This window comes from Fictibacillus solisalsi, from assembly GCF_900103485.1.
Classification (GTDB): domain Bacteria; phylum Bacillota; class Bacilli; order Bacillales; family Fictibacillaceae; genus Fictibacillus_C; species Fictibacillus_C solisalsi.
In genome coordinates, this window is the sequence record NZ_FNHW01000001.1 from 2641372 (window position 1) to 2656230 (window position 14859).

16 protein-coding genes are annotated in these 14859 nt (G+C 43.0%); 6 read left to right on the forward strand and 10 right to left on the reverse strand.

Going from position 1 to position 14859, the window contains the following annotated elements:
• Positions 1–45: 45 nt before the first annotated feature.
• Positions 46–495, reverse strand: a complete 450-nt coding sequence (locus BLT53_RS13515; RefSeq protein ID WP_090235546.1) for an Lrp/AsnC family transcriptional regulator — start codon at positions 493–495, stop codon at positions 46–48.
• 103 nt (positions 496–598) lie between these two features.
• The gene (gene hxlR / locus BLT53_RS13520) at positions 599–955 is read right to left on the reverse strand and encodes a transcriptional activator HxlR (RefSeq protein WP_090235548.1); all 357 of its coding nucleotides are present in this window, start codon (positions 953–955) and stop codon (positions 599–601) included.
• 191 nt (positions 956–1146) lie between these two features.
• Between hxlR and hxlA the strand changes: the two genes are divergently transcribed.
• The 4 genes from hxlA (at position 1147) to BLT53_RS13540 (ending at position 4386) form a co-directional block, all read left to right on the forward strand.
• Positions 1147–1779 carry a 3-hexulose-6-phosphate synthase gene (gene hxlA / locus BLT53_RS13525; protein WP_090235549.1) on the forward strand — a complete coding sequence of 211 codons (633 nt, stop codon included), beginning with the start codon at positions 1147–1149 and terminating at the stop codon, positions 1777–1779.
• A gap of 11 nt (positions 1780–1790) precedes the next feature.
• On the forward strand, positions 1791–2345 hold the full coding sequence (gene hxlB, locus BLT53_RS13530) for a 6-phospho-3-hexuloisomerase (protein ID WP_090235551.1): 555 nt from the start codon (positions 1791–1793) through the stop codon (positions 2343–2345).
• A 66-nt stretch (positions 2346–2411) separates the two neighbouring features.
• Positions 2412–3128 carry a 3-ketoacyl-ACP reductase gene (locus BLT53_RS13535; RefSeq protein WP_090235552.1) on the forward strand — a complete coding sequence of 239 codons (717 nt, stop codon included), beginning with the start codon at positions 2412–2414 and terminating at the stop codon, positions 3126–3128.
• 118 nt (positions 3129–3246) lie between these two features.
• Entirely contained in the window at positions 3247–4386 is a 1140-nt protein-coding gene (locus BLT53_RS13540) for a zinc-dependent alcohol dehydrogenase (protein ID WP_090235553.1), read from the forward strand.
• A gap of 39 nt (positions 4387–4425) precedes the next feature.
• Here BLT53_RS13540 and BLT53_RS13545 read toward each other — a convergent pair whose 3' ends face one another.
• The 7 genes from BLT53_RS13545 to BLT53_RS13575 all read right to left on the reverse strand — a co-directional run bounded on the left by BLT53_RS13545 (position 4426) and on the right by BLT53_RS13575 (position 11780).
• Complete coding sequence (locus tag BLT53_RS13545; RefSeq protein WP_090235554.1) at positions 4426–5571, reverse strand: ABC transporter permease; 1146 nt, start codon at positions 5569–5571, stop codon at positions 4426–4428.
• A complete protein-coding gene (locus BLT53_RS13550; protein WP_090235555.1) occupies positions 5572–6693 on the reverse strand; it encodes an ABC transporter permease in 1122 nt (373 codons plus the stop codon).
• 180 nt (positions 6694–6873) lie between these two features.
• Positions 6874–7809 carry an ABC transporter ATP-binding protein gene (locus tag BLT53_RS13555; RefSeq protein ID WP_090235556.1) on the reverse strand — a complete coding sequence of 312 codons (936 nt, stop codon included), beginning with the start codon at positions 7807–7809 and terminating at the stop codon, positions 6874–6876.
• Positions 7810–7930: 121 nt separating this feature from the next.
• Positions 7931–9031, reverse strand: a complete 1101-nt coding sequence (locus BLT53_RS13560) for a sensor histidine kinase (RefSeq protein ID WP_090235558.1) — start codon at positions 9029–9031, stop codon at positions 7931–7933.
• Complete coding sequence (locus BLT53_RS13565; protein WP_090236888.1) at positions 9032–9670, reverse strand: response regulator transcription factor; 639 nt, start codon at positions 9668–9670, stop codon at positions 9032–9034.
• A 144-nt stretch (positions 9671–9814) separates the two neighbouring features.
• Positions 9815–11119, reverse strand: a complete 1305-nt coding sequence (locus BLT53_RS13570) for an Nramp family divalent metal transporter (RefSeq protein WP_244520414.1) — start codon at positions 11117–11119, stop codon at positions 9815–9817.
• A gap of 316 nt (positions 11120–11435) precedes the next feature.
• Positions 11436–11780, reverse strand: coding sequence for a DUF3870 domain-containing protein (locus BLT53_RS13575; protein ID WP_090235559.1), 345 nt, complete (start codon positions 11778–11780; stop codon positions 11436–11438).
• 220 nt (positions 11781–12000) lie between these two features.
• Between BLT53_RS13575 and BLT53_RS13580 the strand changes: the two genes are divergently transcribed.
• Together BLT53_RS13580 and BLT53_RS13585 are read left to right on the forward strand one after the other, a co-directional pair.
• Positions 12001–13395: an alkaline phosphatase family protein gene (locus BLT53_RS13580; RefSeq protein WP_090235560.1), complete on the forward strand. Its 1395-nt coding sequence runs from the start codon at positions 12001–12003 to the stop codon at positions 13393–13395.
• Between the two features lie 60 nt (positions 13396–13455).
• Positions 13456–14133, forward strand: coding sequence for a hypothetical protein (locus BLT53_RS13585; protein WP_090235561.1), 678 nt, complete (start codon positions 13456–13458; stop codon positions 14131–14133).
• Between the two features lie 39 nt (positions 14134–14172).
• On the opposite strand, the gene BLT53_RS13590 is transcribed toward BLT53_RS13585, so the two are convergent.
• Entirely contained in the window at positions 14173–14781 is a 609-nt protein-coding gene (locus BLT53_RS13590) for a DedA family protein (protein ID WP_090235563.1), read from the reverse strand.
• Between the last annotated feature and the right edge of the window lie 78 nt (positions 14782–14859).

Sequence of the window (14859 nt, forward strand, 5' to 3'; positions counted from 1 at the left end):
GCCACCGGGTAATGGTGACCCGAGTGGCTTTTGTATGTAAATTGCCTACAGTTTTAATCCCGAACGGCTTTTGAATCTCCGCAGCAGAATATGGGATTCAACTCGTGTAATTCCTTCTATACCGTAAAGTTCATTATTGATGAAGCTTTCCAGTGACGTAAAGTCTTCTACCAGCACGTGCATATGCAAGGTGCTAGGACCTGTCATCTGATAGCAGCTTGCGACACTTGGATTGTTTACCAGCTTCTCTGCAACGGTCACGAGATATGCGGGTTCACAGTCCACTTCAAAAAAAGCAGATACCGTTTTTCCAACCATCTCCGAATTGATGACAACACTGAACTTCTCAATGATGCCAGCTTCCATCATCTGATGCACACGATCCCGGATGGATACTCGGGATATGTTCAATTCCTTGCCAATTTCCGCATAGGACATCCGTCCATTGTGCGAAAGAAGCTCTAAAATTTTCCGGTCAGTTTCACTTAATTTCAATTTTAATCACCACGGCTTTTGAATAATACCCATTGTAAGCGTTGCTTTGACGAAATACAAATAGTTTTTGACAGAAAAAAACCCCGTCCATGGAAAGACGGGATTATTTTGCGTCATCAAGCGGTTTCATATCCATGGTGACCATGTAATCTTTTCCCCACTTGTACATGGCATCCAATATCGGCATCAGGCTTTCGCCTTGTTTTGTTAACGAATATTCCACTTTGGGAGGAACAACGGGATATACTTCCCGATGAATAATCCTGTCTTCCTCCAACTCTCGTAATTGGTTGACAAGCATGCGCTGGGTTATGCCAGGAATCAACGCTTTCAGTTCACCAAAACGTTTTGTTCCTTCTTTCCCTAAATGCCATAAGATGATCATCTTCCATTTGCCCCCGATGACGGACAGTGTTAATTCTTTTTCACAGTTAAACATTTTCCCATCCATTCTAGACATCTTAAATCACCTCCATCCTTAGTATAACCCATAGTATACTTTTTGACACTATGTAATATTAAAGTCAGTACTTCACAAAATGTAAATGAAGAGTATACTTACAACTATCCTTTACTAATGAAAATTATCGTTTAAGGAAATATTACAGGTTGCATCAACCTAGATAAGACACCACAGGAGGAGAACTAACAATGGAATTACAACTAGCGATAGACCTTGTCAATACAGAAGAAGCCATCAAACTGGTGAAAGAAGTAGAAGAACATATTGATATCGTTGAAATCGGTACCCCTGTTGTTATTAATGAAGGCCTTGGAGCTGTTAAAGCTATGAAAGAAGCATTCCCGAATTTGAAGGTTCTTGCCGACCTGAAAATTATGGATGCTGCAGGATATGAAGTGATGAAAGCCTCAGAAGCGGGTGCCGACATGATTACCATTCTTGGCGCTGCTGAAAATGCATCCATCCAAGGTGCGGTTGAAGAGGCAAAAAAACAAAACAAAAAAATTCTTGTCGATATGATTGCTGTTAAAGATATCGAAACACGCGCGAAAGAGCTTGATGATTTTGGCGTTGATTATATTTGTGTTCATACCGGCTATGACCTTCAAGCAGTCGGGAAAAACTCGTTTGAAGACTTGAAAGCCATCAAACGTGTAGTTAAAAATGCAAAGACAGCCGTTGCTGGCGGAATCAAGCTTGAAACCATTTCTGAAGTTGTGGCAGCAGAGCCTGATCTTGTTATCGTCGGCGGTGGAATTACCGGACAAGACGACAAAAAAGGAACTGCAGCGAAAATCCAAGAATTAATCAAACAAAACTAAGGATTTAAAATATGGAAGCTTCACATTATTATTCAGAAATTGTGAAAGAATTAAGCAGAGCTGCCGACTTTATTTCTGATCAAGAAGCAGAAAAGTTAGTGGACGAAATTTTGCATGCCAAAAAGATCTTTGTTGCAGGAGCCGGCCGAAGCGGATTGATGGGAAAATCCTTCGTTATGCGGATGATGCATATGGGGCTTGATGCCTATGTTATCGGTGAAACGGTGACTCCCAACTTTACCGAGGATGACCTTATCATTTTCGCCTCAGGCTCCGGGGAAACGCAAAGCTTGATCTCCATGGCCGAAAAAGCGAAAAGCGTTGGCGGCAAGGTGATGGCCGTTACCATTTTTCCAGAGTCAACGCTCGGCAAAATAGCGGATGCCTGCGTGAAACTGCCGGGCTCTCCAAAAGACCAATCGGACAAATATAAAACCATACAGCCGATGGGATCCCTCTTCGAACAAACCCTGCTGTTGTTTTTCGATGCGGTGATTCTGCGTTTTATGGAAAAGAAAGGGTTTGAATCGGACACCATGTTCGGCCGCCATGCTAATTTGGAGTAGAATAAGATTTAACAGGATGGGACTGCTTTTAGCGTTCCTTCCCGTGTACATAAAGGAGGAATATTCATGCAGACATTAAAGGGAAAAACAGCGCTAATTACTGGAGCCGGCAGGGGTATCGGACGGGCTGCAGCGATCGCATTTGCAAAAGAAGGTATTCATGTCGGCCTGATAGGAAGAACCCTTACCAATCTGGAAAAAACGGCGAAAGAGCTTAAGCCATATGGCGTAGATGTATCCATCGCTGAAGCGGATGTAAGCGACTATGATGCGGTAGTAAAAGCCGTTGAAACCATTACTTCCGAGTTAGACCAAATTGATATTCTGATCAACAACGCCGGGATCGCCCAGTTTGGCGGATTCCTTGAACTTTCACCTGAAGAGTGGAAAAACATTATAGATGTGAATGTAATGGGTGTCTATAATGTCACAAGAGCGGTCCTTCCAGGAATGATTGAACGAAAAGCGGGAGACATCATTAATATTTCATCCTCTGCAGGACAAAAAGGAGCACCGGTAACGAGTGCCTACAGTGCCTCCAAATTTGCAGTCCTTGGATTAACAGAATCTCTCATGCTCGAAGTAAGAAAACACAATATCCGGGTCAGTGCTCTTACACCAAGTACTGTCGCAACAGACCTGGCGATTGGAACCAACCTTACGGACGGCAATCCAGAAAAAGTCATGCAGCCGGAAGACATGGCAGAGTTCATGGTCTACCAACTTAAATTAAATCCGCGTATTTTCATCAAAAATGCAGGCATGTGGTCAACCAATCCATAAACGAATGACGAAAGCAGCTTCTCCTTGCGAGAGTTGCTTTTTTTAACGTTTAAGTAAATGGTGGATAAAAAATCTCACAAAGGGTATAGAATTTTATACCATATTTAGGAGGTTGATTATGAAGGCCGTTACGTTCCAGGGAGCAAAAGAGATCGAAGTAAAAAATGTAGAAGATCCCAGACTGCAGGAAAAAGAAGATATTATTGTACGCATTACCTCCACTGCCATCTGTGGATCGGATTTGCACATTTATCAGGGAGCTCTTCCTGCGCAAAAGGATTATGTGATTGGACATGAACCAATGGGCATAGTGGAAGAAGTCGGGCCTGATGTTACCCGTGTGAAAAAAGGGGACCGTGTTGTTCTACCATTTAACATTTCATGCGGCCACTGTTATTATTGCCAGCATGAAATGGAAAGCCAATGTGATAATTCAAACCGAAATCCTGAATTTGATACAGGCGGATACTTCGGATTTACCGAGCGCTATGGTGACTACAGCGGCGGACAGGCTGAGTACCTGCGCGTACCATATGGGAACTTTATGCCGTTTGTCATTCCGGAATCCGCTGAACTCGAAGACGAGGCTGTCCTCTTCATGTCCGATGTTCTGCCTACTGCCTACTGGAGCGTAGAAAACGCCGGGGTACAAGAAGGAGATACGGTTGTTGTCCTTGGCTGTGGTCCTATTGGTCTGATGACGCAAAAATTCGCCTGGATGAAAGGTGCCAAGCGAGTCATCGCTGTGGACAATCTCCCTTACCGTTTGAACCATGCCGTCAAGATGAACAATGTAGAAGCCTTCAACTTTGATCAGTTTGATGATATGGGCGCCCATGTTCACGAAATTACCCATGGGGGAGCAGATGTTGTCATCGACTGTGTTGGAATGGATGGCAAAAAGTCAGCCGTGGAAGCCATCGAGCAAAAGTTAAAGCTTCAGGGCGGGACACTGAGTGCGGTACAGATCGCCATCAGAGCTGTAAAGAAATTCGGCACCATTCAGATGACCGGGGTTTACGGGTCTATGTACAACATGTTCCCGCTAGGAAATATCTTTGAACGGAACATCACACTAAAAATGGGACAGGCCCCAGTGATTCATTACATGCCGATGCTTTTTGATAAAATCGCCAATAAGGAGTTTGACCCAACAGAAATTATCACCCACCGCGTACCCCTGGACCAGGCAAGTGAGGCGTATAAAACCTTCAACGATCATGCGGATGAATGCATAAAGGTGATATTAAAACCATAAAGCAAAATCCCCTTTGGGTATCCAAAGGGGACTTTGCTATTAGATAAAGTTTCTTACATTATTTCCGCGGCTGAATTTGTAGATCGCGATCATGAAGAAGGCCATCGCAAAGGCGAATAGGATCGAAATGTTCATGGAAAGGCTGCTGAGTGTATGCCCTTTTTGCAGTTGGGTAATGGTGTCAAGCAGCCATCTCTGAGGCAGGAATTCTGCAATTTTTTGCATGGTCTTTGGCATAATTTCCACCGGCCAGAAGCAGCCTGCCAAAAGGCAGGTTGGCGTCATGATCAGGTTTTGCATCGCTCCTGCTGAAGCTGTAGTAGATGCAAAGGAAGTAATCACAAGCGATAATCCTACTCCGGCAAGTGCGAAGATCAATAGTACTCCAACCATCGTCCAGAAAGAAACCCCTGGTGAAATATGAAATACCTTTGTCATTACTGTGAGCGTAATCAAAATTTGCACAAACATGATGATCATGTTCACAACCACATTGGAAAAGACATAGATTCGGCTGTTGATCGGAGAAGACATTAAGCGTAAATATGTTCTGTTTTCCTTTTCACGAATAATAATCTCTGATAATCCGCCTGCACTTGAAAGCATGATCATGATAAGGAAGCCAATCGTCTGACCTGTAATATCATTATTTTTGGAAGTATCCTTCAATGAATGACCTTCTAATTTAAAGCTTGATGCTTTGTACTGATCGTACATTTGTTGGAATGCCGCCTGGTCTCCTCCTGCCGCTTTGTTCAAGGAAGCCACATTGGACAGATAATTGTTCACATAGGATTTTACAAAGCCTGTGATAGAGGCACCTTTAATCGAAACAATCTCAATATGGTCCGGGTCTCCGTTCATCACACTTTTTGAAAAGCCTGAATCCAGGATGATTACACAATCCAGTTTTCCAGATGCAATCTGGTCTCTTACTTTTGAAGAATCGATATTCGTGACCTTAACATTATTTATTCCGCTGATGAATTTCACGGTATCTTTGGCTATTTTTCCATTGTCATGATTAACGACACCTGCATACATTGTAGTCGGGCCCGTATTCCCGTAAGCAGCGATCCCAATAAGAATACCAATCAGCGGAACAAACAGGTAGGTAAATAATCTTTTTTTGTCTTTAATAATAGATCTCAACGAATTTGAGATGAGCCAAAGGACTTCTTTCATTTAAAACCCTTCCCTTCTTTTAAACGAAACGATGGCAATGCTTAAAAAGACAATCGCAATACCCAGGTTTAAACCAATGACTTGAAGAGAGGCAGTGAAATCATTGTTATAGATATTTTTGGTGATGGCTGTATTCGCCCATGTAATCGGGGAAAGGTTCATGATGAACTTCATCATCCCGTCTGCGCCTTCAATTTTGAAATATGCACCACCAAAGAATGAGGCAAGCTGAAGGATAATCAGAATGAGGGTCCTTGCAGCCTCACCGGTTTTGACCATATAGCTGACGCCAAGGCCGAAGCTGACAGCAAGGAAAACTTCAGACAGCAAAATGATGAAAACGAAACCAAGATGATCTCCCCAGTTCGCTTTAAACAAGAATGAACTTACAGCAACGATTAAAAAAAGAGACAAAAGGTTCAGCACAATGCTACCGATGATTTTCCCAATAAAGATTTCAGCTTTGGTGATCGGTGCAACGGCAAGTCGCACTGCAGTATTTCGAGTTCTTTCTCCTCTAAGCAGGAAGGTTGCTCCAATCGCTCCATATAGGGCAATCATTGTAGTTACCGCTACCGCATAATAATCCATCGACCCTGGTGCTTTTTTGGCGTTTAATGACATTTCTTTTACATAATCATGAGAGGTTCCGCCCGCCAGCACCGCCTGGGTTTGATTGGGCTTCACTTTAGCCACCTGGCTGACAAGATTATATTTATCCGCAAAAGCAGTCAGCATCCCTTGAATAATACTGCTCTCGATGCTGTTCCGTTCACTGCCGTAGAAATTCATTCCCTTATTGGAAACCTCTACATAGGCATCATAGTGGTTTTGCCTTACCGCCTTTTTCCCATCGGTTATATCCGACGCTTTATAAAAATGAATATTTTCCTTTTTAGCCGCTTTCATGAATTGTTCAAAGTATGGTGCAATGCTCGTGTTGTGGGTTTCTTTATATAGGACTTTCATTTTATCTATTTTTACTTGATTATCAAACGCATTGGATAACGCTGATCCAAGAACCAGCATCATGACGATAGGAAACGCCAGCATGAAGATAATCGTTCGTTTATCCCTGATGCTGATTTTTAACTGCAGAAGTGCAATATTTAACACGTTCACAGGGGGACCTCCTTATATGGATAGGAACTTTTGGCTTTGCATTTTTTAAAGCAGGAGATTTTGGCTTACGCCAAAACTCCCTTTAAACAAATCGGCTTCTCTGTTAGCCCTTGTATGGTAGGAGATTTTGGCTTACGCCTTTTTCAAATGGTAGGAGATTTTGGCTTACGCCAAAACTCCCTAATCCCTCAAATTTCTTCCGGTTAGGGTGAGGAAGACGGTTTCGAGGTTGGGTGCCTGCTCCTCGAGGGAACGGATTTCAATGTTGCGGTTGATAAAATATTGGATGATTTTATTCAGGTTGCTTACTTCAGCCTGGGAGTTGATTTTTACGACGTTGTCTTCGACTTGAACGGTATTTACTCCGTTAATTTCTTTAATCACATTTTCTTCAAGGTTTTCATTGGATTTTACGTCGACCCAGATGTCTTTCGTATCTGTGATGATGGCTTTCAGCTGTTCTTTCGTACCTTCTGCGATGATTTTGCCGTGATCCACGATGGCAATTCTCGAACAAATTTCTTCAACTTCCTCCATGTAATGGCTGGTGTAGATGACGGTGCATCCCATTTCGTTCAATTGCCGGACGGAATTCAGGATGTAATTTCTGGACTGCGGATCAATCCCGACAGTCGGCTCATCCATAATAATGAGTTTGGGCTTATGGGCAATGGCACATGCGATGTTCAGCCTTCTCTTCATGCCGCCGGAAAAGTTTTTTGGCAAGCTCTTCTGTTTATCCACCAATCCAACAAACTTTAGCGCTTCCTCTACCCGGTCTTTCAGTTCTGCCCCTCTGAGGCCATAAAGTCCGGCAAAAAAGCGGACATTCTCAAAGGCTGTCAAATCTTCGTAAATGGCCAAATCCTGTGGAACGATACCGATGTTTCTTTTTGCAAATTTGCTGTGGTTCGCAATGTTTTTGCCAAGAATTTTGATTTCTCCTTCGTTGCTCCTCAGCAACCCTGCAACCATATTGATTGTGGTACTTTTCCCGGCTCCATTCGAACCAAGAAAGCCGAAGATTTCTCCTTCTTTAATGGTTAGGGACATATTGTCTACAGCGATGAAGTCACTGAATTTTTTTGTAAGATTATTGATTTCCAAAACGTTCATCCATCTCACCTCGGGTTATTCTTTATAGTGTCAGTATACGGAAAAAGAGCGAACCAACGCAGTGCATTAGTTCACTCTTTTCATATGAGAATTCTCATGTTCTTTCCATGAGTACCTTCCTTTAGCCCATGGGAAGAAGTGTCGTAACGGAAAATCCGTTCGTCCCATCAACAATGACGGTACCGTTCACTGATGCGGTCCTCTCTTCCATCCCCATGATGCCAAGGCCTTTTACAACCTTTTGTGCACCTTTTCCATTATCTTTAACCTCTGCTTTGACCATCCGGTTAAGAACATGAATTTCAATCGAAATCTCCGTTGCTTTGCTATATTTTAATGCGTTCGTCAATGCCTCCGCAACGTTTTCTGTGATAATCTTCCACTGGATCGGTGTAATCATATCCATATTGCCTTTATAGACAAACGGCACCTTTATCTGGTGTTTGATGGAAAACTCTTCAAGAATCAGCTTCAACCGTTGTACTCCCATCTGTTCTGTTGGAGGCTTCATGTTCTTTAAAGTGATCCTTATATCTTCAATTCCTTGTTTGGAAATGGAAATGGCGTTTTGCATAAGCTCCTTTGCTTTTTCCGCATCCAGGCCAAGCAGGCTTTTTGCCGCCTCCATCTGGATCAGGGCTCCCGTCATGGAATGTCCGATGCTGTCATGAATTTGCTGGGAGATCCGGTTCCTTTCCTCCAGTCGGTTGGTGTATTCCGACTGTTTAATGAATTCCTGATTCTCGTTGAGACTGGCACTCAGGCGCTGAATATTATGCCTCATTTTATCGAGCTTATTTTCATACATCATTATTTGTTCTGAATATCGCATAGCCATCATAAACGACACGAAGCTAAAAGCGGACACCAGGCCATAAAGATATTCTGCTTCCGGCAAGTATAAAACCGGAATTAATCCCAGCGCCAGAAGGACTGACTTCACTTTAATAAAAGGAGATGCCAACTCATAAAAATTGATGGGCAGCAGCAAAATCAACAGCGGATTCACATCATAAAAGGACAGGAAGATGAGGATGACTGACCCCAGCAGAATCCCCTGCCTTATCCTTTCCTTGCTGAATACATACATGATACTATTCATGCTGATATACAAAAGAAGGCAAAAAACGATGTTCGGCAGGTTGTCCACATTGGCGTGGGCATAGCTGACCGCAAGAAAAAGAACAACGACCAGCTTGGTGTAAATGATCCATAGTTCCATTTACCCAACAGACCCGGTTAAATAATAGATGGCAATCTGTGTCCGGTGCTCCAAACCGGTTTTGCCTAAAATAGAAGTGATATGGTTTGCAACCGTACCTTCCGATATGAAGAGCTGCTTGGCGATGGATTTATTGGAGTGTCCTTTGGCGATCAGTGCCATGATGCCCATTTCACGCTCGGTAAACAAGCTGGCATCAATCTTGTGCTCATCTTTTTTGCTTCCGTCCATATTTGACTTTAATTTATCCAGCACCACATCCTGCATCACGGTATTGCCATGATAAACACTTTTTATGGCCTCTCTGATCCGCTCGGGCTCTGTATTTTTTAACAGATATCCTTTTGCCCCGTTTTTAATGGCATCAAATATGTATTCATCATCATCAAAGGTAGTAAGGATTAACGGCTTTGTCACCGTCTGTTCCGCAATCAGCTTTGTCGCCTCCACTCCGTTCATGTTCGGCATCCGTACATCAAGCAAAGTGATATCCACTTTATTCCATTTGCAATAGTCCACTGCCTCCTGTCCATCATTTAGCGTCGCGAGCACCTCAAAATCTCCATAAGTGCTCAAGATGATTTTCATGCCCTCCCGTATAAAGGAATTATCATCCGCAATCACAATTTTTATTGTCATTTTCATTCAGCAGATCGTATCTGCTGCTCACATCCTTCTATAATAATCTTACTTTCCTCTATAGTTAATTGGCTCTATTTTACCAAAAATCCTTTTTTCCATACAAAAAGGGCCTGTCCCTTTGAACAGTCCCTTCCTTGAGGATTATTTAAAGATATTTTGCAGCTCATTGATTCCAAGAAAAGCAAACATCAGTATACATCCAATAAGCACGGCATTGGCGAGCCACTTGTTACGATATTCCGGCTCGACCCGCTTCGAATTCAGGAGAACAACAAGAGATATGGCCAGAAACGGCATGAACAACGCGCCAAGTGCTCCATACAGGATAATCAATTCCACCGGTTTTCCGAAGAAAAAAATCAGCATTGGAGGAAACGTCAGCCATGCAAGGTATAGACGATACATCGGCTCCTTTTCCGAGACTGGCTTTATCGCTTTCACTTCTCCTTTTTTCAAACGAATCGTTTTAATAAAGTCAGCAAACAGGTACGGCACACCGTTCCATACGCCAAGAAGCGAAGTGAAGGCCGCTGACCAAAAGGCAACCAGGAAGAGCCATCTCATCGGAGTTCCAAATTCTTCACCCAGCATTAGGGCAAGGTTGATCAGCCCCTGGTCTCCACGAAGTTCAACATCTGTACCATATAAAAATTTAGCACCAATAATGAGTGCTGCCATGCAGAAAAGGCCCGTCATGGCATAAGCAGCTTTGGCATCCAGTCTCATTATCGAAATCCATCCCTTGCCGTTCCATCCTTTTTCCTTCAGCCAGTAGCCATAGGATGCCATGGTAATGGTTCCGCCTACTCCGCCAATCAAACCGAGCGCAAGCACGAAGGATCCATCTGGAACTTTGGGAACAATACCACCCGCAAATTCTCCCAAGCTTGGCAAAAAGAGAACGGCAGTCCCGATAATCGTAATAAACATAACACCAATCAGCACAGTCATAATCCGTTCAAACAAAAGGTAACGGCCTGTCCAAACGAGGGCAAAGCCCAATAGCGAATGAACAACCGCCCAAGCCCAAACCGGCATGATGGGAAACATCGCATGCATGCCAAGACCGCACGTTAAGGCTGCCGCAGCGCCATAAATGTATCCCCAGATGACAGTATAAACACCGAAATAACCTGTTGCCCATCTTCCCAGTGAATGCCACCCTTGCAATATCGTTTGTCCGGTGGCCAAATACCAGCGTCCTACTCCTTCATTCAAAAAGTATTTTAAAATGGCTCCTACGATAACCGCCCAAACAAATGCCATCCCGAACGATGTTCCGATGACGATCGCTGTGATCATATCCGCAGTTCCTACACCGGTAGCGGCCACAACAAAGCCCGGACCGATCATTTTCAGTTTCTGGCCCCATGTCTGTGGCGGAGATCCCGCGTTTTTCATTGTGGTATGGTTGAGTTCCGTGCCTGCACTTGCTTCACTTTTCATCTCCAGTCCCCTTTTCGCAATTTAGTAAAGCGTTTTCTAAACTCGTCACGATAAAACTTTTCTTACAAATTTATTATGTCATTAGTAAAGAAAATTTTGAATACTTAATAGTTAAATATCCATCTCCTTTCCAAAGAGCATCAAAAAAAGCCCGCACTAAACCATAGGCATAAGGAGTCAGATGCGATTCCCTACTGCTATGGATAGCGGGGCTTTCCTAATTACTGTGAAATGGGTGTGTTTCACCATTAAGAAGACACTTTCCAATCGTATACTCTTAAATTATTGTTTATTATAGCAAGATCTGCAAACGGTTTCAATGGGTTGTTTGCGACTGTCGCATCTTTTCCATATATCTTTTGTACGCCGCTTTTACCGCCATAATGACTGAATTGGTGGACGGAGTATAATAATAATCTTCTATTCTCTGTACCAAACCGTCAATCCCTTGAGAAAGATCATAACCAACGATCACTCTTCTTAAGAAGTCCCTTGCCAGTTCTGTAACAAAGGTAAATTCGGCATTTACAATCAAATTGCTCTCTGTATCAATTTCCATAACAATGCCGGAAGTTTTGTACAGTTCAAACATGGAACTTCCCTGTGGCGCTTTCGCATACCCTGTAACAAGCACCGTTTTCATCTTTACTAATTCACTCATTTTGCCAGACCCCTTCTTTGTCTGTGATTTGTTTTTCATTTCTATTGTAACAAACCTTATGTGCTATCTTACGGTGAATGGGGCAAAAATATAAACACAGAAAAAGAAAAAAATATGGATTCTTCTTTTTAACAATCAATTTACAATTCTATGATTAATATTTAACATTCATTCATTAAACTGGTAACTGTTAAGGAAAAAAGGTTAGGAGGAATACATATTGTTTAAAAAGAAGATCGGTAAAAAATTCATCCCTCTGGCTGTATTAACCACTGTGGCATTCGGAGGATTGGTCGGCAGTTATCCAAATGCCCATGCACAACCACAGCAGCAAAACAAAACGAATGGCAAAATCAAAAATGTCATTGTTCTGATTGGGGACGGAATGGGTGTTTCTTATACGTCTGCCTATCGCTACCTGAAAGATAACCCTTCCACAAAAGTTGCAGAACGAACGGCCTTCGATAAATATCTTGTTGGCCAGCAAATGACCTATCCCGAGGATCCGGCACAAAACGTAACCGATTCCGCTTCAGCTGCCACTGCCATGTCAGCAGGAGTTAAAACATACAACAACGCCATTGCTGTTGATAATGACAAATCAGCGGTCAAAACCGTGCTGGAGGCAGCCAAAGAAGAAGGTAAAGCCACCGGTTTAGTAGCCACTTCCGAAATCACTCATGCGACCCCTGCTTCCTTCGGTTCACATGATGAAAGCCGCAAAAACATGAACGCCATTGCCGATGATTATTTTGATGAAAAAGTAAAAGGCAAGCACAAAATCGATGTCCTTCTCGGCGGAGGTCTCAGCAACTTTGACCGCCAGGACCGGAATTTGACCAAAGAATTTAAAAAAGACGGATACAGCTATGTGACAAAACGCGACCAAATGCTGAACGATAAAAATGATCAAATTCTTGGCCTTTTTGCTCCTGGAGGGCTGCCAAAGAAAATTGACCGTCCAGATGAAGTTCCTTCCCTAAAAGAGATGACAACCGTTGCGCTTAATAAGCTAAACAAAGACAAAGACGGATTTTTCCTTATGGTGGAAGGGAGCCAGATTGACTGGGCAGGACATGACAATGATATTGTGGCTGCCATGAGTGAAATGAATGATTTTGAGCAAGCGTTCCAAACAGCCATCAATTTTGCCAAAAAGGACAAGCATACCTTGGTGGTGACGACAGCTGACCACTCTACCGGAGGCTATTCCATTGGTGCAAACGGCATCTACAACTGGTTCGGTGAACCGATCAGTGCGGCCAAACGGACTCCGGATTTTATGGCTGAGGAAATTTCCAAGGGCAAAGACGCAGAACAAACATTAAAACAATATATTGATCAAAAGATTCTTCCTCTTTCCACAGCTGAGATTCAATCGGTCAAAAATGCGGCTAAAACAAACAACGTGCTCGACATCGACAATGCCATTGAAGAAATTTTCAACAAGCATTCCAATACCGGTTGGACAACAGGCGGCCACACTGGCGAGGATGTTCCTGTTTATGCCTTTGGGCCTGAAAGTGAAAAGTTTGCGGGACAGATTAATAATACTGATATAGCAAAGAATGTATTCAATGCGTTGAAATATCCAATTCATATTAAAGATAAGTAAAAAGAAACTTCCCGTTTCGGCGGGAAGTTTTTACAATGAAGAGAAGTGAAAGGAGGAACCATGAAAAAATTTGCCTTCATTCTTTCTGCAGCCTTGTTACTGGGCGGCTGTTCGCAGAATACAAAGGAAAAAGCTGATGCAGAAAGTAAACCAGCACAGACGGAAAAGACTGAAACGGAAAGCCTAACACCGAAAGCAAACAACAGCTATCAGCCTAATCCACAGGTTACCGATGACCGGACACTTACAAAAATAGGACAAACCTACCGGGATGATAAAGGACAAGCTACGCTGAAAGCCATAAAACAAATCAATAAAACCTATAAACAGGGACCCGTTGAACTGACAATCAAGGATATCAAATTAATTCATTTGAGACCGGACTATGGTATGATTGATTACTTCCATGTGCTGACTCACAGGGAAGAGTTTGATTTTGTGAAAATTAGTGCCAAGATCAAAAATACTTCATCAAAACCTGTGAATTATGCCCCCGTCGCTCTCCTGAAAACCAATACGGACAAAACCTTTGATTGGGAAAAAGATATCTATCTTGAAAGGCTTGAGGGAAAATTACCGGGTAACAGCGATAAATCTGGCAACCTCGGATTTATCGTGAATCCCGAAGAAAACGAATCGGCAGATAACGTGAAATGGATCGAAATTACTACCAGCGATGTGTTCAACCAGTCCAAACAGAAGATCAACGACTCGAAGAAGATCAAATTGAGCTTTTAAACAAAAAAGGGAGGCCATGATACAACATGGCTTCCCTCTTTACTGTTTTCTTTTCTTCTTTACAAAGTAAAACACAAAGACCGCAAACGCAACAGCCAGCAAGGCATACATCACGTTGGAATAGATGTCCATAAAATAAACCACCTGCTCCCAGTTTCGGCCAAACGCGGCACCGACATAGACCAGAATCGTATTCCAAATCAATGTGCCGAGCGTTGTGAACAACAGAAAAAGGCTGAACCTCATGCCTGACATCCCCGCCGGAATGGAAATCAAACTTCTGATTAAGGGAACGAGCCGACAAAGGAACACCGCCCAATAGCCAAACCGGTCAAACCACCTGTCCGCTTTATGAATGTCTTCCTTTTTCAACCTTAGAATATACCCCCAGCGCTCCACAATTCGTTCGAGCCGTGGGACATCGAGATAGGTCCCAATTTTAAATAGCACCGCTGCTCCAAATACAGAACCTGCCGTGGAAGCCAGAATCACACCCCAAACCGTAAGCTTGGAAAAGGAAGTCATCATTCCCCCGAATGTAAGAATAACTTCGGAGGGAATCGGCGGAAAAATATTTTCAAGGGCAATCATAAAGAACACGCCGATATACCCGAATTGTTCGATCACATCAGTAATCCAGTTTTGCATAAAAACCTCCTGAACGCTTGCACTCCCATACTTACTACGAATGAAAACCGCTTTGGTTTCATCCCCAAGCGGTTTTTT